Origin of the sequence: Rhodobium gokarnense, from assembly GCF_025961475.1 — a bacterium.
GTDB classification, from domain to species: domain Bacteria; phylum Pseudomonadota; class Alphaproteobacteria; order Rhizobiales; family Rhodobiaceae; genus Rhodobium; species Rhodobium gokarnense.
Genome location: NZ_JAOQNS010000005.1, coordinates 325,595 through 344,643, shown reverse-complemented (window position 1 = coordinate 344,643; position 19,049 = coordinate 325,595). Strand labels below are relative to the sequence as shown.

Below are 19,049 nucleotides of genomic sequence, written 5' to 3'. Positions count from 1 at the left end.
ACCGGCCGCGCGTTACCGCGGCCACAACAACGGAGACTTTCCATGGGTTCCCTCATCAATATGGGTTCTGTCGACCGCGTCCTGCGCCTCATCGTCGGCGTGCTGCTGGTGCTCTTTGCCCTTTACGGCCCGGCGGACATCGCCTGGAAGTGGGTCGGCTGGATCGGCGTCGTGCCGATCGTCACCGCCATCATCGGCTGGTGCCCGGCCTACACCCTGTTCGGTCTGCGCACCAAGAAGAGCGCTTAAGTCTCTACGGACGAGCGCCCTTCGCGCGTAACCGGGGGAAGGGCCGGCGGTGCCATCCGCGGGCAAGTCGCCGGTCCTTTCTCAACGGATCCCGGCTAAAGCGCTTTCCCAAAAAGTTGACAGACTTTTTGGATAAGAAATCGCGTCAAAACAAAGACCTAAAGCATGTTGCGTGTTTCAGGAAAAACGCAACATGCTTTAGGCCGTGTCCTGGAAGTCGGAGAGATTGCGAAAGCGCTCTTCGACTTTTGCCATTTTTTCCGCCTTTTTCGATGCCCGCCGGCGTTCGCGGTTGAGCCGCCAGGCCTTGCCCATGGCGCGCCGGCGCCGCCGTTCCGCGATCCGCAGCCGCAGCCAGCGCCGCTTCAGGGCCGTCGCGCCGCGGCCGAGATCGACCATCTCCGCCTGATAGGTCTCGCCGAGCGCGGTGCGGAAATCGGTGATCCCGTCCTTGGCCACCTCCAGGAAGTGGCGCACGATCGACATCCACAGCGGACTGACGAGGAGCGAGATGGCGATCACCGTGACGGAGAACCGGTAGCCGTCCACATTGATGACCCCGCTCGAAGCGCCGATGGCGGCGAGCACGAAGGAGAACTCGCCGATCTGCGCCATCATCAGCCCGGCCGGGAACGCCCGCTCCCAAGGCTCTCCCACGGCATGCAGCAGCAGGACGTTGACCAGCGACTTGGCGATCAGGATGCCGAGGACGAACAACAGGATCGGCCAGAGATTGGCCCAGACGTAGTTGAGGTCGATCAGAAGCCCGATCGACAGGAAAAACACCACCACCAGCACGCTCTGGATCGGATGGGTGACGGCGATCGCCTCGGAACGCAGGGTCGAGTTGGCCACCAGCAGTCCGGCAACGAAGGCGCCGAACGCCGCCGACATGCCGAACAGGGCCGAGATCGCACCGGCGGCAAAGCAGAGCGCGATGGCGGCGACCGCCACCACGTCGCTGCGCCCCTGCACCGCCCTGGAAAAGGGCAGGGTGATTTTCTTGCGCCGGGACAGGAAGCGCAGCACCAGCACCAGAACCCCGAGCGCCAGAGCGAGCTTGATCGCCACCCCGAGATAGTCGGGGTCCGCGCCGCCGCCCATGGAGCCGATGAGGATGATCATCGGCACCACGGCAATGTCCTGGGCGATCAGCACGCCGACGGTGATGCGCCCGGTCATGGAGCGCATCTCGCCGAAGGATTCCAGCATGGTGATGGTGACCGCCGTCGAGGAGATCGAGACGATGAAGCCGAGCAGGAGGCTCTGCTGCAGCGGCCAGCCGAACACCGCGCCGAAGCCGAAGGTGATGCCGAGCGACACCGCGATCTGGCCGACGACGGTCAGCACCGCCGGCCTCAGCACCAGCATGAACGCCCGAAGGCTGAGCTCCATGCCGATGAGGAAGAGGAGCAGCACGACGCCGAGTTCGGCAAGCACCAGAACCGATTCTGTCGCCCGGACGAGCCCGAGCCCGGTCGGGCCGAGGACGACGCCGCCGAGGATATAGCCGACGATCGGCGGTTGCTTCAGGTAGAGGAAGATGATCCCGACGATCGTCGAAACCGCAAGAACGATGGCGATACCTGTGAGTTCGGCGACGTGACCTTCCAATCGGCCCTCCGGGGATGATGCGCTGGCGTCAGAATCAAAAAGCTAGCGCATCTCCCGGAAAGTTACGAGACGAAGGCGAGATGCCGGCCGGTCTGAAGGTCAGCTTGCAGGCTCGCGGGACGGCTGGCAGGCCTTCAGGTCGGCAAGCACCGCCGCCATCATCCGGAAATAAAGGTCCGGACCCGCGACCTCGCCGAACGCTTCGACCTTTGCCGCTGCGGCCGGGCAGTTCGGCGCGGCGAGATTGAACCGCCAGGTGAGGTAAAGGACGTCGGAGGCTGGCATGTGCAGCGGCACGCCGTCCGGCGAGCCCAGCGCCTCGCGCATGGAAGCCTCCAGTTCCTTCAGCCGCTCCTTGAGCAGGATCTCGTTGTCGAGGATGCGGTTCGCGTCGTCCGGATAGACGCGCACCAGATTGGACGCGATGCGGCCGACGGCGGTCCCGGCAAGGCGCGGGTCGAGCCAGAAGCGCATGTCGTGGCGTCCGCTCGGCCGGTCGGCATTGTCCGGCAGCGATATGCTCATCAAGGGCGTCGTCGCTCCGAGCGTCAGGCTCTTGAAGCTGACGGACGGATCGAGGGTCCTGAGGCCGGAAAGCACGGTCTCGTATTCCCTGCCGGCCCAGACGACCATGTCGGCGCCGTCGATGGCGGCCATGGCACCAGCGGACGGAACGGGAGCGGCAATGTCCTCGCCGGACGAAAACAGGAGGCCCGGGCTGTCGACGCCTTCAAGTAGTGTGGCGACGAGGGAGTGGAGCGGCGGGGTGGAGACGACGACCTTTTCGCCGACCGCGGCAATACCGAAACCGGAAAAAAGGGTGAGAAGGGCGATGGCCACGGGACGGCCGGCCGAAAACAGGCGGTGCATGGTGAAAAATCCTCATATGACACGCGTTCCCCTTGGGCGCGTTGGCGCAAGGGCTGTGGGTCTCTGTCGGGAAAAAGCCGTGTCAGGCGAGGGGAGGGCCGCGGGTGGTGCCGACGCGCCGCCAGGGCGTTGCCAGCCGGAAATCGGACACTTCTGGAACGACGGCAGCGACGACGACCGCTGCCGGGGTGCCCAGAACCGGAGCGACGGCCGCGACGGCGCCGCCGACCGCGGCGATGCCGCACAAAAGGCAGGACGTGCCGTCATTGCTGCGTGGTATCGGCTTGCCATCGGCGCCGATGGTGACGATGCCGTCCGCAGTGCAGATCTGCAAAAAGCCGAGGGACGTGCCGTCCGGACCGCCGATTGCGGCGGCAACGGCCATGGCGGAAGCGTGCTCTGCCGCAAACGCCGCCTGAAGCAGCATCGCCCACAGGGCGAGCCACGCCGACATGCGCCTCCGCTTCAGATTGCGGCTGTGTCGCTGAAACAAGAGCCCCGCCCCCCGGTGCCGGCGTTCTTTAGACGCCTTCTCGAGTGGCAGAATAAGCGGTTTTCCGCCGTGGTCAAGCAGGTGCTAATCTACCTTGCCGGTAACTTTCAGCGCGAAAGAATAGTTGAGGGCGACCTCTTCCAGCCGGGCAAAGCGCCCGCTCGCCCCGCCATGTCCGGCCTCCATGTTGGTCTTGAGGAGGAGCAGGTTGTCGTCGGTCTTGGTCGCGCGCAGCCGCGCCACCCATTTCGCCGGCTCCCAATAGGTCACCCGCGGGTCGGTGAGGCCGCCGACGGCAAGGATCGGCGGATAGGCCTTGGCCTCCACATTGTCGTAGGGGCTGTAGGAGCGGATTGTCTCGAACGCCTTGATGTCGCGGATCGGATCGCCCCATTCCGGCCATTCCGGCGGCGTCAGCGGTAGCGTGTCGTCGAGGATGGTGTTGAGGACGTCGACGAAGGGCACCTCGGCGAGGATACCGGCAAAGAGGTCGGGTGCCATGTTGACGACGGCGCCCATCAGGAGCCCGCCGGCCGAGCCGCCATGGCCGACGATCTTGCCCTTGGAGGTGATCTTTTCAGAAACCAGGAACCTTCCGGCCGCGATGTAGTCGGTGAAGGTGTTGGTCTTGTGCTCGCGTCGGCCGAGCTTGTACCAGCGATAGCCCTTGTCCTTGCCGCCGCGGATATGGGCGATGGCATAGACGAAGCCGCGGTCGACCAGCGACAGGGCAGTCGTGCTGAAGGAGGCCGGGATCGAGATGCCGTAGGAGCCGTAGCCGTAGAGCAGGCATGGCGCGGAGCCGTCGAGCGGCGTGTCCTTGCGGTAGAGGAGGGTGACCGGCACGGTCTCGCCGTCGCCCGCCGGCGCCATCAGCCGGCGCGTCACATAGGCGTCCGGGTCGTGGCCGCTCGGCACCTCCTGCTCCTTGCGCAGGACCCGCTCGCGGCTCTCCATGTCGTAGTCGTAGACCCGCGACGGCGTCGTCATCGACGAATAGGAAAATCGCAGACTTGTCGTGTCGAATTCGAAGCTGCCGGCAAGCCCCAGCGAATAGGCCTCCTCGTCGAAGGCGATCTCATGTTCCGTGCCGTCCGACAGTCTGCGGACGACGATCCGCGGCAGTCCGTTGGCGCGTTCCAGGCGGACGAGGTGATCCTTGTAGGGCGTCAGCGACAGGATCAGCCGGCCTTCCTCGTAGGGCACCAGATCCTGCCAGTTTTCCCGGCCCGGAGACGAGACCGGCGCGGTGACGACCTTAAAATCCTCCGCGCCGTCGCAATTGGTGAGGATGAAGAGCGTGTCGCCGCCATGGTCGAGATTGTATTCGTGGTCGACCTCGCGCGCCGCCACCATCACCGGCGCGCTTTCGGGATGATCGGCGTCAATCAGCCGGATCTCCGAGGTCTGGTGGTCGCTGGCATTGATGACGATGAACCTGTCCGACTGGGTCTTTTCCAGACCCATGTAGAACCCGGTGTCCTTCTCCTCGTAGACGAGGACGTCGCCGGCGGGATCGGTGCCGACCACATGCCGGAACACCTTGCTCGGCCGGTGGTTGGCGTCCAGCCGGATATAGAAAAGGGTTTTTCCGTCATTGGCCCAGACGGCCGAGCCGCCGGTATCTTCCATGACGTCGGCAAGGTCCGTTGCCGTTTCCGCGTCGCGGACCTTCAGCGTGTAGTACTCCGAGCCGTTGCCGTCGAAGGCCCAGGCCAGCAGCTTGTGGTCCGGGCTGTGGCTGACGCCGCCGAGGTGGAAATAGGCGATCCCCTCGGCCTCCCTGTTGCCGTCAAGGAGGGTCGTCTCGGCGCCGCCGTCCCGGGGCGTGCGCACATAGATCGGGTGCTCGGCCCCCTCGACATATTTCACCGCATAGGCGAACGGCCCGTCCGGTGCCGGCACGGTGGAATCGTCCTCCTTGATGCGCCCCTTCATCTCGGCGAAGAGGGTCTTCTGCAGCGCCTCCGTGTCGGCCATCATCTCGGCCGTATAGGCGTTCTCCGCCTCCAGATAGGTGCGGATGTCGCCGGCCAGCACCGACGGGTCGCGCATCACCTCCTGCCAATTGTCGGCCCTCAGCCAGCCATAGTCGTCGGTGAGGGCAACGTCGTGGACGGTGGTCGTGACGGGACGCTTTTCGGCAACGGGTGGCTGCATGGGAGGACCTGGATGTGTTGGGAGCGCGGGGAGGGCGGTGTCAGTAGCAAAGGCTTCAGCCGATCTACTCCTCCGCGCCCTCCGTGTCGAGTTTCAGCGCCGTGCCGTTCATGCAGTAGCGCTGGCCGGTCGGCTCGGGTCCGTCCGGAAAGACATGGCCGAGATGGGCGTCGCAACTGGCGCAGCGCACCTCCGTGCGGCGCATAAACAGGGCGCGGTCCTCATGCTCGCTGACGGCGCCATCTTCCACAGGCGCATAAAAGCTCGGCCAGCCGGTGCCGGAATCGTATTTGGTGTCCGAGGAGAACAGCGGCGCGCCACAGCACACGCAGGCATAGACGCCGTCGCGCTTTTCGGCGTGATAGGGGTGGCTGAAGGCGCGTTCCGTGCCGTGCTTGCGGGTGACGCGGTACTCTTCGGGCGTCAGTTCCGTCTTCCAGTCGGCGTCGGATTTCGTGACCTTGGGCGGTGCGGATGCGGTGCTCATGGAGGGAACCTCGTTGTGCTGCTTGGACCGGTTCTGAAATAGGGCCGAACCCGCGTTGCAGCAACCGCGCGCGTATACGTTGAAGAATTGGCTTAACAACCGCCAATCGGCAGATGGTGTGCCTTGCCCTTCACCTAATCGCAAGATATGTCACAGATATTCGCCCCTCGCGAATCGGCAGCGTTTTCGCCGCTATTCGTTCTTCCTCCTTCGGGCCGTTACCGGGATCGCGCATGGGACTGAGTGAACACGACCTGTTTCTTCTGGCAGTCCTATCGCCGTTTGCGGCGGCGGCGGTGGCCCCGTTCTTCACCCGTTTTCTCGGCCACCGGGCCGGCTGGCTGCTGGCGCTCGTCCCCCTCGGCATCTTCGCGCTGATTGCCTCCCATATCGGCGAGGTGGCCCACGGCACCAACCGGGTCATCGCCTATGACTGGGTGCCGAGCTACGGCATCAAGCTGTCCTACTATCTCGACGGCCTGTCGTCGCTGTTCGCCATGCTGGTCTCCGGCATCGGCGTCTTCATCGTCATCTATTCGGGCGGATACCTGAAGGGCCACCGCTATCTCGGGCGGTTCCTGTCCTTCATGCTGCTGTTCATGGGGTCCATGCTCGGCGTCGTCCTCGCCGATAACCTCATCACCCTGTTCATCTATTGGGAACTGACCTCGATCACGTCGTTCCTTCTGATCGGCTTCGACAACAACCGCGAGGCCTCGCGCCGGGCGGCGCTCCAGGCGCTCCTGGTGACCGGCGCCGGCGGCCTGTCGCTGCTGGCCGCGTTCCTGCTGATTTCCTCCTCCACCGGCATCACCGAGATGTCGGTGCTGAACGCCTCCGGAGACATCCTGCGCGACAGCGCGCTCTACCTGCCGATCTTCATCCTGGTGCTCGGCGGCGCCTTTACGAAGTCGGCCCAATTCCCGATGCATTTCTGGTTGCCGAACGCCATGGAGGCCCCGACGCCGGTCTCCGCCTACCTGCATTCGGCCACCATGGTGAAGGCGGGCGTCTATCTCCTGATGCGCATGCACCCGTCCCTCGGCGGCACGGAGCTGTGGACGACGGTGCTGCCGATCTTTGGCGGCATCACGCTGATTTCCGGCACCCTGCTGGCCGTGCGCCAGACCGACCTGAAGCTGATGCTGGCCTATACGACGGTCGCCTCGCTCGGTCTCCTGGTCATGCTGACCGGCACCAGCATCGATGCCGCCATCACCGGCGCGGTGCTCTATCTCTTTGCCCATTCGCTCTTCAAGGGCGGCCTCTTCATGGTCGCCGGCACCATCGACCACGAGGCCGGCACCCGCGACATCACAAGGCTCGGCGGCCTCGGCCGGGCTATGCCGATAACCTTCTTTGCCGCCGCGCTCGCGGGCCTCTCCATGTCCGGCCTGCCGCCCTTCATCGGCTTCATCGCCAAGGAAGTGCTCTATGACGGCACCTTCGGCGCCACCACCTACAACTGGGTCGTGACCGCCACCGCGGTCGCCGGCAACGCATTGATGCTGGTGATCGCCGCCGCCGTCGCCTTGAAACCGTTCACCGGCGAAAAGGTGGAAACGCCCAAACACGCCCATGAGGGCCCGGCCTCGCTCTGGCTCGGACCGGTCACGCTCTCGCTCATCGGCCTTGGCACTGCGCTGTTCGCCCACACCACCGGCGAATACCTCATCGGGCCCATGGCCGCGGCCATTTCCGGCGGCACCGCGGAGGTCAACCTGCACCTGATCCCGGCCCATTTCGGCGCCCCGCTGGTGCTCTCCATCATTACCGTCGCCCTCGGCATCGCCATCTTCCTGGTGCTCGATACCGCCCGCGGCATCGTCGCCGCGACCCTGAAGGCGATCGGCTGGGGCCCGGACCGCGGCTTCGACCAGGTCGTCCGCCTCATCGTGCGCAGCGCCATCGTCATCACACGGGTGATCCAGCCGGGCCGCATGCAGACCTACATGTTCGTGGTCTTCCTGTTCACGGCCCTTGCCCTGTTCGTGCCGCTATTCGCCTATGGCGAGATGCCGGAATGGCCGGAATGGCCGGCCCTTTCCGGCTCCAATTTCTACGAATGGGCGATCATCGCCATTGCCGTCCTCGGCGTCGGCGCGGTGCTGATTGCCCGCACCCGCCTCAACGCCATCGTCTCCCTCGGCATCCAGGGCTTCGCCGTGGCGCTGATCTTCATGCTGTTCGGCGCGCCGGACCTGTCCTTCACCCAGTTCATGGTGGAGACGCTGTCGGTCGTCATCCTCGCCCTCGTCATGACCCGCCTCGACCTAGGCCACCACGGCCACCGGCCGATGCCGGCGATGATCCGCGACGGCACGGTGGCGGTCGCCGTCGGCGTCGGCCTCGGCCTGCTGCTGCTGTCGGTCACCCAATGGCCATTCGATGCGCGCCTGTCGGAATTCTTTACCGCCAACAGCCGGGTCATTGCCCACGGCCGCAACATCGTCAACGTCATCATCGTCGACTTCCGCGGCCTGGATACGCTCGGCGAGATCGCCGTCGTCATGACCACGGGCCTGGCGATCCTGGCGCTGATCCGCATCCGCACCCGCAAGGTCGAGCAATATGACGGCACCAAGCGGGAGGTGCGCATCGCCCGCACCTATAGCGGCGAGAGATGGGGAGGGGACGTGTCGTGAGGACCGTTATTTTCCGCACGATCGCGCCGTTCCTGGCGGCGATCATGGTGTTGTTCTCGATCTTCGTGCTATTGCGCGGCCATAACGAGCCGGGCGGCGGCTTCATCGGCGGCCTGATCGCGGCCTCCGCCTTCGCCATCTACGGCATCGCCTCCGGCGTCGCGCCGGTGCGCCGGGCGATCTATTTCCATCCCATGGGCATTGCTGGCTTCGGCCTCTTCATCGCCGCCATCGCCGGCCTGCCGTCGATGCTGAGCGGCGTGCCGTTCCTCACCGGCCTGTGGACGGCCATCGAGGTGTTCCAGGTCAAGGTCGACCTGTCGACGCCGATGCTGTTCGACATCGGCGTCTATTTCGTCGTCGTCGGCGCCATCACCTCGATCGCGCTGGCGCTCGAAGAACGGGAGTTCGATTGATGGAACCCGTTCTCTGCGTGCTGATCACGGTGCTGTTCTCGGCCAGCTTCTACCTGATGCTGTCGACCCACATCATCCGCGTCCTGCTCGGCGTGGCGCTGCTGTCGAACGGGGTCAACCTCCTGATCTTCACCGCCGGGCGGCTCCTGCGCGAAGTACCGCCGATCATCGCCGAAGGCCAGATGGTGCCGACCATGGCGACCGCCAATCCGCTGCCCCAGGCCCTCATCCTGACGGCGATCGTGATCTCCTTTTCCTTCTTCGCCTTCCTGCTCGTGCTCGGCTTTCGCGCCTACCAGGCGCTCGGCACCGACGACGTGAACGAAATGCGCGTCGCCGAACCGGAGCGGGAACCCGAACCGCCGATGGGATACTGACATGGCCGGAGAAAGCCACGCCGTAGACCTGTCCCATGCCATGTTCACCCAGCCGGTGGCCTTTGCCGACTGGCTGGTGATCGCGCCGGTCGTCACCACCATCATCGGCGGTGCCATCTGCCTGATGACCCGCAAGCAGACGACCCTGCAGCCCTGGATCGGCACCTTCGTGATGGCGCTCCTGGTCGCCATCGACGCCGCCCTGCTGGCGCGCGTCATGACCGACGGCCCGGTCACCATGGTGATGGGCAACTGGCTGCCGCCCTTCGGCATCGCCTTCACGGTCGACGCCTTCGGCGCGCTGATGGCGCTGGTTGGCGCGGTGGTCGCGCTGACGGGCTCGGTCTATGCCCTCGTCGACGTGCGCACCCTGTCCCGGCGCTACGGCTTCTATCCGCTCCTGATGCTGCTGATGACCGGCGTCTCCGGCGCCTTCCTCACCGGCGACATCTTCAACCTCTATGTCTGGTTCGAGGTGACGCTGATCTCGTCCTTCGGCCTTTTGATCCTCGGCTCCTCCAGGCCGCAGCTCGACGGCGCCGTCAAATACGCCTTCCTCAACCTGATCGCGACGACGCTGTTCCTCGTCGCCGTCGGCTATCTCTACGGCGTCCTCGGCACCCTCAACATGGCCGACATCGTGCGCACCGTGCGCGAGCTGCCCGACGCCGCGCCGATCGGCACCATCGCCGCCCTGTTCCTGCTCGCCTTTGCCATGAAGGCGGCCGCCTTCCCGATCAATTTCTGGCTGCCTGCCTCCTACCACACGCCGCGCATCGTCGTCGGCGCGGTCTTTGCCGGGCTCCTGACCAAGGTCGGCGTCTATTCGCTGATCCGCATCCTGGTCATGCTGATGCCGGAGAACCGTGCGGTGATGGCGGACATCATCGTCTGGCTGGCGATCGGCACCATGCTGTCGGGCGTCCTCGGCGCGCTTGCCCAGAACGATATCCGCCGCATGCTCGGCTATCTGGTGGTCTCCGGCATCGGCTCCATGCTGGTCGGCCTTGCGCTCGGTACCGCGGATGCGGTCGGCGGCGCGCTGCTCTATGCCGTCCATTCCATGCTGGTGATGACCGCGCTCTACTATGTCGCCGGCATCATGCGCCGCACCGGCGGCGCCTTCGACCTTGCCGGCCTCGGCGGCCTTTACGGCGCCAATCCGCTGCTCGCAGGGCTCTTCCTGGTGCTCGGCCTTGCCGTTTCCGGCCTGCCGCCGTTCTCCGGCTTCTGGCCCAAGGTCGTGCTGGTCGAGGCCTCGCTGAAGGCGGGCCAGGGCCTGCTCGCCGCCGCCATCCTCCTGACCGGGTTCCTGACCACCCTTGCCGTCGGCCGGGTCTGGCTGTTTGCCTTCTGGCGCGGTGGCCCGCTCGGCACCCCGGACGGCGCGGAGCACCTGCCGACGGCGCGGGTGCCCCATGAGACGCGGCTTGCCGCCTATCTGCCGGTGTTCTTCCTCGTTGCGCTAATCGTCTGGCTCGGCGTCTGGCCGGAACCGGTCTTTGCCGTTGCCAACCAGAGTGCGCTCGGTATGGTCGATCCGGGCGCCTATCTCGACTCCGTCTTCGGAGGCTCCGAATGATCGCGCTCTATCTGATCAACATCCTCCTGGCCATCATGTGGGCCGCCGTCGGCGGCAGCTTCACACTGGTCAACATCCTGTTCGGCTTTGCCCTCGGCTCGCTCGCGCTCCTCATCATCCGCGAGCAGGCCGGCACGGTCGCCTACGTCAAGCGCTCCTACAAGGTCGTCGCCCTGGCGCTGCTGTTCCTCTACGAACTGGTGCTGTCTGCGCTGAAGGTCGCCCGTGTGGTGCTGTCGCCGAAGATGCGGCTGAGCCCCGGCATCTTCGCCTATCCGCTGACCATCGACCGGGATTTCGAGATCACGCTGCTCGCCAACCTGATCACGCTGACGCCCGGCACCCTCAGCGTCGACGTCTCCGACGACCGCAAGGTGCTCTACGTCCACGCCCTCGATATCCCCGACGTCGATGCTGCCATCGCCGACATCCGCAACGGGTTCGAGCGCAAGATCATGGAGGCATTCCGATGATGTCGTCGTCCGCCGCCTTCCTGCAATGGTGCGTATTGCTGTCGCTGGCCGTGCTTGCCGTGTCCTTTGTCCTGATCGTCGTCCGGATCATCATCGGGCCGACCCTGCCGGACCGCATTCTCGCCCTCGATATGCTGGTCGCCGTCGGCATCGGCTTCATCGCCGTCATCGGGGTGAAGACGTCCTACTATCTCTATCTCGACATCGCGATTGCCCTCGGCCTCGTCGGGTTCCTCGCCACCGTCGCATTCGCGCGATTCGTGCTCAATCGCGGCCGCATGGAGCTCGCCCAGGAAGAGTCGGCCCGTTCCGCGGAGGACCCGGCATGAGCGACATCCAGAACATTGCCGTCGGCCTTATTCTTCTCACCGGCTCTTTCTTTGCCTTTGTCGCGTCCATCGGCCTGCTGCGCCTGCGCGACATCTATATGCGCATGCATGCGGCCAGTAAGGCCGGCACCCTCGGCTCCGGCCTGATGATGGTCGGCCTTGCCGTCTATGCCGCCGAGATCGACGTCATCTCGCGCGCCCTTGCCGGCGTCGTCTTCTTTCTGCTGACGACCCCGGTCTCGACACATCTTCTGGCCCGCGCCGCCTATCTGGTCGGCCACAAGCCGGCCGAAGAAACGCGAATCGATGACTATGCCGACGCCGTGAAGTTCGACCGCGACGGCTGAGTCGCTGATTCGCCGTCTTTGAGTCGCTATTTTCCCAGCGATAAACCACTAGTAGTGGTCTTCAGGTTTTTACCTGCCGGCGCAATATGATTAATGGTATCCGAACTCTATCTAAAAAACGCAATAAATCGGCAGGTTGAACGTTAGTCTTTTCCGGCTCTTGTTTTTTGGAGAAAATGATTTATACCTCTCTTTCATCCAATGTCGGATATTTGAAAACTTCACATCAGTGCCGGGCATCAAACGAGAACTTGGCGGTAAGTTTATCCGGCACACCAGCGGGGAATTTCGAGGTAAAGTGGCGCGTTTCTGCGCCTGAATGGGTGAAATGATGAACGAAGAAGCGATGGATTCCAACTTGATCGATCTCACGGCGGATATCGTGTCCGCCTATGTGAGTAATAACGCCGTTGCCTCGGCCGATTTGCCGGGTCTGATCTCCGAGGTGTATTCCGCACTCCAGAAAACCACCGGTGAGGCCGCCGAGCCGGAGCCGGAGCCGTTGAAGCCGGCCGTCCCCTACAAGAAGTCGGTGACGCCCGATTACATCATCTGCCTGGAAGACGGCAAGAAGTTCAAGTCGCTGAAGCGCCATCTGCGGACGCACTACGATATGACGCCGGAAGAATACCGCGAGAAGTGGAATCTGCCGCCGGATTATCCGATGGTGGCCCCGAACTATGCTGCCGCCCGCTCGGCTCTTGCCAAGAAGATGGGTCTCGGCCAGCAGCGTCGGCGTTCCAAGTAAGTCCGACCGGATACCGATCCGGTCTTCGAAATGCCGCGGCCGCGACGGCGGGCCGCGGCATTTTCCGTTGTGCCCGCCCGTCCCGGGCAAAGACTTTTGTGCGCGCGCAGCCTGGTTATCCTCGCCTTGGCGCGGTGCACGATTGAAGAAATACACGTTTTACTTGTAATTCCTGCTGCCTGCCGGTGCGGCCGTTGCGCAAAATACCTTCTTAAAAACAACATATTGCGATAAGCGTAGATTGCCTGCATCAGGTCTTTTCCCGAGCGCTTCCACGAAAGACAACTTGAGATAAACAGATCGGCAGCCGGGAAAGTTATCCCCGAGCGGTCTGTCCGGCCCCATCCTGTCCGAGGCATTTATTCCTAATTGCGTGCCGTAGGAGCGTGTTTTCGGAAGGACGGACCCCAATGATTCATTCCTGCCCACCCGCCGTGGCTTCGTGCCCACCCTTTCCCCTGCGCCGGGATTTCGGCACCGCCGAGGCCTGCCGTTTTCTGGAGCTCACGGTGGCCATGGCCTTTCGCATGCCGGTCGAGGAGCTGCGGGCCCGCACGCGCCGCCGCGCACCCGTCGCCTTCGCCCGCCAGGTCGCCATGTATGTCGCCCATGTCCGCCTCGGCCTGTCGCTGACCGAAGTGGGCCGCCAGTTCGGCCGCGACCGCACCACCGCCGCCCATGCCTGCCGGGTCATCGAGGACCAGCGCGAGGATCCGCGCCTCGACCGGCTCCTCGACGGCATCGAGCAGGCCGTCGGATCGTGGAAGGACATGATCGCCGCCAATTTCTGGGAAGCGGCGTAGGCGCCATGGCGCGAACCCGCCCCGCGCGCGGCAACGGCGCCGAAAGGACACGGCTCCTGAAGCGCATCGCCGGCGGCCGCTGCTGCCTCAGGCAAGAAAACGGGGCCAAGGGCCCGGGACCGAAGGCGCTCGACCCGAACATCTGGCAACCGCTCGTCAGCGACGGCCTTATCGTGCGCGGCGAAGATGGTACGGCTGCGCTGACGGATGCCGGCAGGGCGGCGCTCCGCCGCGCCCTCAGCGGCGGCGAGGGCTTCGGCGACCAGCACCGGGCGCTGCGTGCGACAACGGTCCTGGAGGAGGGCGGCCGCAGGCTCCGCGTCACCGTCAACGATGCCGAGAGCCCGCTCGCCTGGCTCGCCCGCCGGCGCGGCCGCGACGGCAAGCCCTATCTGAGCGAGGCCCAGGTCGCCGCCGGCGAACGGCTGCGCGTCGACTTCGAGCGCGGCCGGATGGCGCCACGTGTGACCGCCAACTGGAGCGCCATGGATCTTCCGGCAGACCGGCGCAGCGGCGAGCGCGGCGGCATCGCGGACCTGACGGAATCGGCCCTTTCCGCCCGCGGTCGTGTCGGGAAAGCCCTTGACGCCGTTGGGCCGGAACTCTCCGGCATCCTCATCGACGTCTGCTGTTTTCTGAAAGGGCTGGAGAAGGTGGAACGGGCGCGCGGCTGGCCGGCCCGCGCCGGCAAGGTCATCCTGGCGATCGCGCTTTCGCGCCTCGACGCCTACTACGCGCACGGCCGGTCTGCCCGGCAAAACCAGGCAAAGCAGCAACAAATCGTGGCGATTGCGGAAGAGTGAGGCTGGCGTTGCCCGTCAGGCGGCGGCCGCTGCCGCGTCCTTGCGGATGCGGGCGATCATGGCGTTGAGGCCATTGGCGCGCTGCGGCGTCAGGTGGTCGCTGAGGCCGATGCGCTGGAAGGTCGCCGCCGGATCGGCATCCAGAATCTCCGGCGCCGTCTGCCCGGAAAGCTGGGCGAACAGGATGGCGATCAGCCCGCGCACGATATGGGCGTCGCTGTCGCCGCGGAAGGTGAGCCGCGCCGTGCCGTCGCCATTCTCAAGATGGGTCGCGAGCCAGACCTGGCTGGTGCAGCCATGCACCTTGTTGGCCTCGGTACGCTCGTCGTCCGGCAGCGGCTCCAACTCCTTGCCGAGTTCGATCACATAGCGATAGCGATCTTCCCAGTCGTCGAGGAGTTCGAAATTTTCGACAATGTCGTCGATCTGCATAGCGCGGCCGCTGGCTGGAGGTGTCCTTTGCGCCCGCAGATATAGGGCATCGTCGCGGCCGTTGGAACCCGCCGGACCAATGCAGCCGGCCCGGAAAAAAGCGCCGCAAGCGCGGACGGCTTGCGGCGCAGGGATGATCGACCGCGGACGGAAAGGCGATCGATGGCAGCTCGTCAGGGAGAAATTTCTCTCGGGGGGCCGGCGCCCTTGCCGCCGCGCGGTCCCGGCGGGTGCCGGGCGACGACGAAGGTGCCGGCTGGTCTTGGGAGCGGTTTGCCCGTTCCTCCCCCTTGAATCCTGTGAGTCTTCGCGCTCAGGCCGAGGGTTCGGCCTTCGCGGTCCGCCAGGCCGGCTGGCGGTCGGAAGCGGTCAGCGTGTCGCCGGCAGCCCCATCGGGCGCGGCGTTCGCGTCGGGCGTCTCATCGAGATTGCCGTCAAGATATTCGTAGACCATGCGCGCGCCGGCCTTCGCCTTCTGACCGACATGCTTGATGGCCGCGCCGCCGGTGGCGCAGGCTGCCTCGTTGCGGTCGCAGAAATGCGAGAAGTCGTTGATCACCGAGGAGGCGGCGCCGATCGCCTCGAAGGTGCTGATCTGGGGCTGCTGCCCGGCGTCGTTGGTCTCCACGTCGATCGGGAGAATCACCAGAAGCAAGGTGAGCCAGAAAGCGGTACGGATCAAAAACATGGGGTCTGCCCTTTCCCTGTTTTGAAAACTCGTTCCGGCTTGTTTTTGTTCTGCCGGATACGCTCACACCCTAGCAATGACGTATAAAACTTGAATTGAATGCGCCGCCTACATTTGATCGAAATACGAGATAAACTTGAGAAATATTTGATTCAAATTTTCGCAAAGGCCTTTACCGGCTATTTACCATAAGCCGAATGGCGGAAATCCGCGGTTTTTGCACATCGGCGCGGTCCCGGACACGCAACGACCATGGTTTGCCGCCCGTAAAGGCGGCGGGGAAACGGCCCCGAAAGCCGGAAAGCATCGATTAACCACGTCGCGCAAAACCCCCTCTCGCGGGTGCGATCCCGGCTTGATTTGGGCGTTTCACCGGGTGTGGCGGGCGTTCATTTCAACGTTCCTTAAGGCCCCGCTGGCAGCATCGGAATCGAATTCAAGAGGAGCGGCGCGCTTTTCGTGCGTTGAGTACCGAGTTGTCGCACACCGACGTTTTTGCCTCTCTGTCCCGGTTTGCCGACGGCCTCGTTCATCCGAGCGTTGCCGAAGACCCGATCCATGCCGCGCGTCACAAGACGTTCATCTCCGCCAACCTGATCGGCGGCGTCGCGGCTTTGGCACTTCTGCCGCTCTATATCGCGCTCTGGGGCAAGACCGACGTCTATGTGGTTGCCGCCTTCGCCTGGATCGCCGCCCAGGCGCCGGTCGCCCTTTACCTGTCGCGCACGGGACGCTTCGAAAGCGCCCACCTGCTCCTTGCCGTCGCCTTCTCGGCGCTCGTCGGCATCGTGTCCGGCGTCACCGGCGGCGTCGGCTCCGTCTTTCTGTTCTGGCTGATTCTGGTGCCGGGCGAGGCCGCACTGTCGGGCTCGCGCCGGGTGGTCGCCGTTGCCGCGGCCATTGCCGGGGCGACCCTTGCCGCCGTCATCGGGCTCGACGCGGCGTCCGCGCTGCCGGCGCCGCACGCCACGGGTATTTCCGACTGGGCCCTCAACGTCGTCGGCCTCGTCGGCGGCATCGGCTACGGCGCCCTCATTGCGCTGCGCGCCCAGTTCTACCAGCGCCACACCGAAAACATGGCGGTGCTGCGCGACAACCGCTATCGGCTGGTCGCAGAGAACATGAGCGACATCGTCAGCCTGCACACCCAGGACGGCGACGTCGTCTTCATTACCCCGGCGGTGCGCCGTGTGCTCGGTGTCGACACCAGGAGCGCACTCGGCCGCGGCTTCTTCGACCATGTCCATGTCGCCGACCGGCCGGCCTTCCTGAAGGCGATCTCCGACGTCATCGCCCATCGCGGCGCCCAGTCGATCGAGTTCCGCGCCTCGCGCAAGGATGTCGACGGCGGCGTGCCCGGCTATGTCTGGATGGAGATGCGCTGCCAGGCTCTGGCCGAGCCCGATCCGATCACCGGCGCGGCGGAGATTCTCGCCGTGACCCGCGACATCAGCCGGCGCAAGCGCCAGGAGGACGAGCTGAAGCAGGCGCGCGAGGCCGCCGAAGCGGCAAGCCACGCCAAGACCCGCTTCCTCGCCAATATCAGCCACGAGTTGCGCACGCCGCTGAACGCGATCATCGGCTTTTCGGAGATCCTCTCGCAGCCGGATGTGCGCGAGAACTTCGATGCCGAGCAGCACGTCCAGTACGCCCAGCTCATCCACGATTCCGGGCATCACCTCTTGCAGGTCGTCAACGACATCCTCGACATGTCGAAGATCGAATCCGGCAATTTCGAAATCGTCGCCGAGCCCTTCGAGGTCGGCTGCCTGATCGAGAACTGCCGTCAGCTCATCGGCCCGGCCGCCAACGAAAAGCAGGTCAGCCTCAGCAGCGAGACGGCGGAAAACCTGCCGGAGCTGGTCGCCGACCGCCGCGCCTGCAAGCAGATCCTGCTGAACCTGTTGTCCAATGCGGTCAAGTTCAGCGATCCGGGCGACGAGGTGCGGATCGGCGCGCGGCGCGAAGGGACACGCATCGTGCTCTTCGTCCATGACGACGGCATCGGCATTGCCGAGGCGGATATCGTCAAGCTGGGCAATCCCTTCTTCCAGGCCGATTCCGGCTACGACCGGCGCCACGAGGGAACGGGCCTCGGCCTGTCGGTGGTCAAGGGCCTGATTTCGCTGCATGGCGGCAGCATCGACATCCGAAGCGTTCTCGGCGAGGGAACCAGGGTCGAGGTCCGCCTGCCGATCAACTGCGAGGCCGCGGCCGAACCGCTGCCGGCCCGCAACGCCCCGGCTCCGCGCGCGGCGATTGCGCCGCAGCCGGTGGAAAAGCTCAGCGCCTGAACGGGGGAGAGACATGGCGCGACGAGAAGACACGATAGATCGACGCTTGCCCGGAAGCTGGCCGCTGAGGATGCTTGCCCGCGCCGCCAACGATCCGTTGACGGCGGGCGGCCTCATCATCATCGCCCTGACGGCCGGGACGATCGTCTCCAATGCCCTGCTCCTGCAGGAGGGCCGCCATCCGGCTCCGTTGTTCTACACCCGCTCCGGCGCCGAGCCGGACGCGGCAGGGACCGGCTCGATCCGGCTGGTGCCGACCGATGCCGCGCGCCCGGCGCCGCGCCCGACGGCTGTCGGAGAGAGTGCTTCCTCCGGCACTGCTGCGCCCGAGCCTTCCGAGCTCGTTGCCGATATCCAGAAGGCGCTCGCCGAGCGCGACCTCTATGATGGTCCGATCGACGGCCTTGCCGGCACCATGACCCATGGCGCGATCCGCGCCTTTGAGGAAAAGCGCGGCCTCAGCCCTACGGGCGAGCCGAGCCCGCGTATCCTCGCCGCCCTGCAGCTTTCCGGCATGACGACGCGGAAGGTGCAGGTCACCACAATCAAGGCGCCGCCCGTGCCCCGCGCCGCGCCGGCGCCGGAGGCCGGACGCACGCCGACGGCGACCCCGACGCCGCCGGCGCCGGTCGGCGATGACCGCATCGCCAAGGCGCAGAAGGCCCTCAACAATCTCGGCTACGGGCCGCTCGACGTCGACGGCCTGATGGGCTCGGCGACGGCCGGCGCGATCCGCCGCTTCGAGCTCGACCGCGGCCTGCCGATCACCGGCACCATCGGCGACAAGCTGTTCCTGGAACTGATCGCCATCGGCGCTATCCCCGCCGGATAGTCGCGGCGTATGCTGCACCCATGAGAGTGACATCGTCCCTGTGGGTCGGCGCCTATGTGCGCCGCTGCTTTGCCGGCGGCGCCATGGCCGCCATCTGCCGTCGCGGCGCCGAGGCGGCCGGCGCCATCTACCTGAAGATCAACCGGCTCGACGGCTCCTTCGACCTTTACGGGCCGGCGCCGCAGGCGATGTTCGACGAGGAGCGTCCGCGCGACCGGCGCTTCGAGGCGCTGAAGACCGGCGTGGCGGAGCCCGAGGTCGACGGCCTGCTCGACCGCGAGCAGGACTTCGATCCGGATATCTGGGTGGTGGAAGTGGAAGACCGCCAGGGTCGGGCATTCCTGGACGACGGGTAGAGCAGGGGGGCTCGCCGGTCCCGGATCCCACGAACTTTTCGAAATTCGCGA

Annotated in this window: 21 protein-coding genes; 14 read left to right on the top strand and 7 right to left on the bottom strand. The window is 65.2% G+C overall.

The genetic code is table 11. From position 1 onward, the window contains the following. The first annotated feature begins 42 nt into the window (after positions 1-42). Positions 43-249, top strand: coding sequence for a YgaP family membrane protein (locus M2319_RS11285; protein WP_264601552.1), 207 nt, complete (start codon positions 43-45; stop codon positions 247-249). Between the two features lie 198 nt (positions 250-447). On the opposite strand, the gene M2319_RS11280 is transcribed toward M2319_RS11285, so the two are convergent. The 5 genes from M2319_RS11280 to msrB form a co-directional block, all read right to left on the bottom strand. Next, complete coding sequence (locus M2319_RS11280) at positions 448-1,863, bottom strand: cation:proton antiporter (protein WP_264601551.1); 1,416 nt, start codon at positions 1,861-1,863, stop codon at positions 448-450. Positions 1,864-1,962: 99 nt separating this feature from the next. Next, positions 1,963-2,733 (bottom strand): metal ABC transporter solute-binding protein, Zn/Mn family, encoded by a 771-nt coding sequence (locus M2319_RS11275; RefSeq protein WP_264601550.1) that lies wholly within the window; start codon positions 2,731-2,733, stop codon positions 1,963-1,965. Positions 2,734-2,815: 82 nt separating this feature from the next. After that, positions 2,816-3,187 (bottom strand): DUF2946 family protein, encoded by a 372-nt coding sequence (locus tag M2319_RS11270; RefSeq protein WP_264601549.1) that lies wholly within the window; start codon positions 3,185-3,187, stop codon positions 2,816-2,818. Between the two features lie 123 nt (positions 3,188-3,310). Continuing rightward, complete coding sequence (locus tag M2319_RS11265) at positions 3,311-5,386, bottom strand: S9 family peptidase (RefSeq protein ID WP_264601548.1); 2,076 nt, start codon at positions 5,384-5,386, stop codon at positions 3,311-3,313. A gap of 64 nt (positions 5,387-5,450) precedes the next feature. Next, positions 5,451-5,873 (bottom strand): peptide-methionine (R)-S-oxide reductase MsrB, encoded by a 423-nt coding sequence (gene msrB, locus M2319_RS11260; protein WP_264601547.1) that lies wholly within the window; start codon positions 5,871-5,873, stop codon positions 5,451-5,453. A 233-nt stretch (positions 5,874-6,106) separates the two neighbouring features. On the opposite strand from msrB, the gene M2319_RS11255 reads away from it, so the two are divergent. The 10 genes from M2319_RS11255 to M2319_RS11210 all read left to right on the top strand — a co-directional run bounded on the left by M2319_RS11255 (position 6,107) and on the right by M2319_RS11210 (position 14,396). Continuing rightward, positions 6,107-8,518 (top strand): putative monovalent cation/H+ antiporter subunit A, encoded by a 2,412-nt coding sequence (locus tag M2319_RS11255; RefSeq protein ID WP_264601546.1) that lies wholly within the window; start codon positions 6,107-6,109, stop codon positions 8,516-8,518. After that, positions 8,515-8,934 carry a Na+/H+ antiporter subunit B gene (locus M2319_RS11250; RefSeq protein ID WP_264601545.1) on the top strand — a complete coding sequence of 140 codons (420 nt, stop codon included), beginning with the start codon at positions 8,515-8,517 and terminating at the stop codon, positions 8,932-8,934. Before M2319_RS11255 ends, M2319_RS11250 begins: the two co-directional genes overlap by 4 nt. Further along, positions 8,934-9,311, top strand: coding sequence for a Na+/H+ antiporter subunit C (locus M2319_RS11245; RefSeq protein ID WP_111435303.1), 378 nt, complete (start codon positions 8,934-8,936; stop codon positions 9,309-9,311). Before M2319_RS11250 ends, M2319_RS11245 begins: the two co-directional genes overlap by 1 nt. A gap of 1 nt (position 9,312) precedes the next feature. Beyond that, on the top strand, positions 9,313-10,893 hold the full coding sequence (locus M2319_RS11240) for a Na+/H+ antiporter subunit D (RefSeq protein WP_264601544.1): 1,581 nt from the start codon (positions 9,313-9,315) through the stop codon (positions 10,891-10,893). Beyond that, a complete protein-coding gene (locus M2319_RS11235; RefSeq protein ID WP_111435301.1) occupies positions 10,890-11,366 on the top strand; it encodes a Na+/H+ antiporter subunit E in 477 nt (158 codons plus the stop codon). Before M2319_RS11240 ends, M2319_RS11235 begins: the two co-directional genes overlap by 4 nt. Continuing rightward, complete coding sequence (locus M2319_RS11230; protein ID WP_111435333.1) at positions 11,366-11,695, top strand: cation:proton antiporter; 330 nt, start codon at positions 11,366-11,368, stop codon at positions 11,693-11,695. The genes M2319_RS11235 and M2319_RS11230 overlap by 1 nt, the downstream gene beginning before the upstream one ends. Further along, the gene (mnhG, locus tag M2319_RS11225) at positions 11,692-12,042 is read left to right on the top strand and encodes a monovalent cation/H(+) antiporter subunit G (protein WP_264601543.1); all 351 of its coding nucleotides are present in this window, start codon (positions 11,692-11,694) and stop codon (positions 12,040-12,042) included. The genes M2319_RS11230 and mnhG overlap by 4 nt, the downstream gene beginning before the upstream one ends. A gap of 331 nt (positions 12,043-12,373) precedes the next feature. Continuing rightward, on the top strand, positions 12,374-12,790 hold the full coding sequence (locus M2319_RS11220; protein WP_111435332.1) for a MucR family transcriptional regulator: 417 nt from the start codon (positions 12,374-12,376) through the stop codon (positions 12,788-12,790). A 515-nt stretch (positions 12,791-13,305) separates the two neighbouring features. Next, on the top strand, positions 13,306-13,593 hold the full coding sequence (locus M2319_RS11215; protein ID WP_111435299.1) for a helix-turn-helix domain-containing protein: 288 nt from the start codon (positions 13,306-13,308) through the stop codon (positions 13,591-13,593). 5 nt (positions 13,594-13,598) lie between these two features. Next, complete coding sequence (locus M2319_RS11210; RefSeq protein ID WP_264601542.1) at positions 13,599-14,396, top strand: DUF6456 domain-containing protein; 798 nt, start codon at positions 13,599-13,601, stop codon at positions 14,394-14,396. Between the two features lie 15 nt (positions 14,397-14,411). On the opposite strand, the gene M2319_RS11205 is transcribed toward M2319_RS11210, so the two are convergent. Together M2319_RS11205 and M2319_RS11200 are read right to left on the bottom strand one after the other, a co-directional pair. Beyond that, complete coding sequence (locus M2319_RS11205; protein ID WP_264601541.1) at positions 14,412-14,828, bottom strand: SufE family protein; 417 nt, start codon at positions 14,826-14,828, stop codon at positions 14,412-14,414. Positions 14,829-15,141: 313 nt separating this feature from the next. Continuing rightward, positions 15,142-15,516 (bottom strand): DUF5330 domain-containing protein, encoded by a 375-nt coding sequence (locus M2319_RS11200; protein ID WP_264601540.1) that lies wholly within the window; start codon positions 15,514-15,516, stop codon positions 15,142-15,144. Between the two features lie 476 nt (positions 15,517-15,992). Here M2319_RS11200 and M2319_RS11195 point away from each other — a divergent pair, with 476 nt between their 5' ends. From M2319_RS11195 to M2319_RS11185, 3 genes are read left to right on the top strand one after another with little or no spacing between them, the layout of a single operon-like run. Then, entirely contained in the window at positions 15,993-17,810 is a 1,818-nt protein-coding gene (locus tag M2319_RS11195) for a sensor histidine kinase (protein WP_264601539.1), read from the top strand. Between the two features lie 13 nt (positions 17,811-17,823). After that, positions 17,824-18,642, top strand: coding sequence for a peptidoglycan-binding domain-containing protein (locus M2319_RS11190; protein ID WP_264601538.1), 819 nt, complete (start codon positions 17,824-17,826; stop codon positions 18,640-18,642). Positions 18,643-18,662: 20 nt separating this feature from the next. Then, a complete protein-coding gene (locus tag M2319_RS11185) occupies positions 18,663-18,998 on the top strand; it encodes a DUF1491 family protein (RefSeq protein ID WP_264601537.1) in 336 nt (111 codons plus the stop codon). Positions 18,999-19,049: the final 51 nt, after the last annotated feature.

What these genes read in the sequence shown, in the direction of transcription:
- M2319_RS11285 (WP_264601552.1), top strand. Translation starts at nt 43, where the DNA reads ATGGGTTCCCTCATCAATATGGGTTCTGTCGACCGCGTCCTGCGCCTC.
- M2319_RS11275 (WP_264601550.1), bottom strand. Translation starts at nt 2,733, where the DNA reads ATGCACCGCCTGTTTTCGGCCGGCCGTCCCGTGGCCATCGCCCTTCTC.
- M2319_RS11270 (WP_264601549.1), bottom strand. Translation starts at nt 3,187, where the DNA reads ATGTCGGCGTGGCTCGCCCTGTGGGCGATGCTGCTTCAGGCGGCGTTT.
- M2319_RS11265 (WP_264601548.1), bottom strand. Translation starts at nt 5,386, where the DNA reads ATGCAGCCACCCGTTGCCGAAAAGCGTCCCGTCACGACCACCGTCCAC.
- msrB (WP_264601547.1), bottom strand. Translation starts at nt 5,873, where the DNA reads ATGAGCACCGCATCCGCACCGCCCAAGGTCACGAAATCCGACGCCGAC.
- M2319_RS11255 (WP_264601546.1), top strand. Translation starts at nt 6,107, where the DNA reads ATGGGACTGAGTGAACACGACCTGTTTCTTCTGGCAGTCCTATCGCCG.
- M2319_RS11245 (WP_111435303.1), top strand. Translation starts at nt 8,934, where the DNA reads ATGGAACCCGTTCTCTGCGTGCTGATCACGGTGCTGTTCTCGGCCAGC.
- M2319_RS11240 (WP_264601544.1), top strand. Translation starts at nt 9,313, where the DNA reads ATGGCCGGAGAAAGCCACGCCGTAGACCTGTCCCATGCCATGTTCACC.
- M2319_RS11235 (WP_111435301.1), top strand. Translation starts at nt 10,890, where the DNA reads ATGATCGCGCTCTATCTGATCAACATCCTCCTGGCCATCATGTGGGCC.
- M2319_RS11230 (WP_111435333.1), top strand. Translation starts at nt 11,366, where the DNA reads ATGTCGTCGTCCGCCGCCTTCCTGCAATGGTGCGTATTGCTGTCGCTG.
- mnhG (WP_264601543.1), top strand. Translation starts at nt 11,692, where the DNA reads ATGAGCGACATCCAGAACATTGCCGTCGGCCTTATTCTTCTCACCGGC.
- M2319_RS11220 (WP_111435332.1), top strand. Translation starts at nt 12,374, where the DNA reads ATGAACGAAGAAGCGATGGATTCCAACTTGATCGATCTCACGGCGGAT.
- M2319_RS11215 (WP_111435299.1), top strand. Translation starts at nt 13,306, where the DNA reads ATGGCCTTTCGCATGCCGGTCGAGGAGCTGCGGGCCCGCACGCGCCGC.
- M2319_RS11210 (WP_264601542.1), top strand. Translation starts at nt 13,599, where the DNA reads ATGGCGCGAACCCGCCCCGCGCGCGGCAACGGCGCCGAAAGGACACGG.
- M2319_RS11205 (WP_264601541.1), bottom strand. Translation starts at nt 14,828, where the DNA reads ATGCAGATCGACGACATTGTCGAAAATTTCGAACTCCTCGACGACTGG.
- M2319_RS11200 (WP_264601540.1), bottom strand. Translation starts at nt 15,516, where the DNA reads ATGTTTTTGATCCGTACCGCTTTCTGGCTCACCTTGCTTCTGGTGATT.
- M2319_RS11190 (WP_264601538.1), top strand. Translation starts at nt 17,824, where the DNA reads ATGGCGCGACGAGAAGACACGATAGATCGACGCTTGCCCGGAAGCTGG.
- M2319_RS11185 (WP_264601537.1), top strand. Translation starts at nt 18,663, where the DNA reads ATGAGAGTGACATCGTCCCTGTGGGTCGGCGCCTATGTGCGCCGCTGC.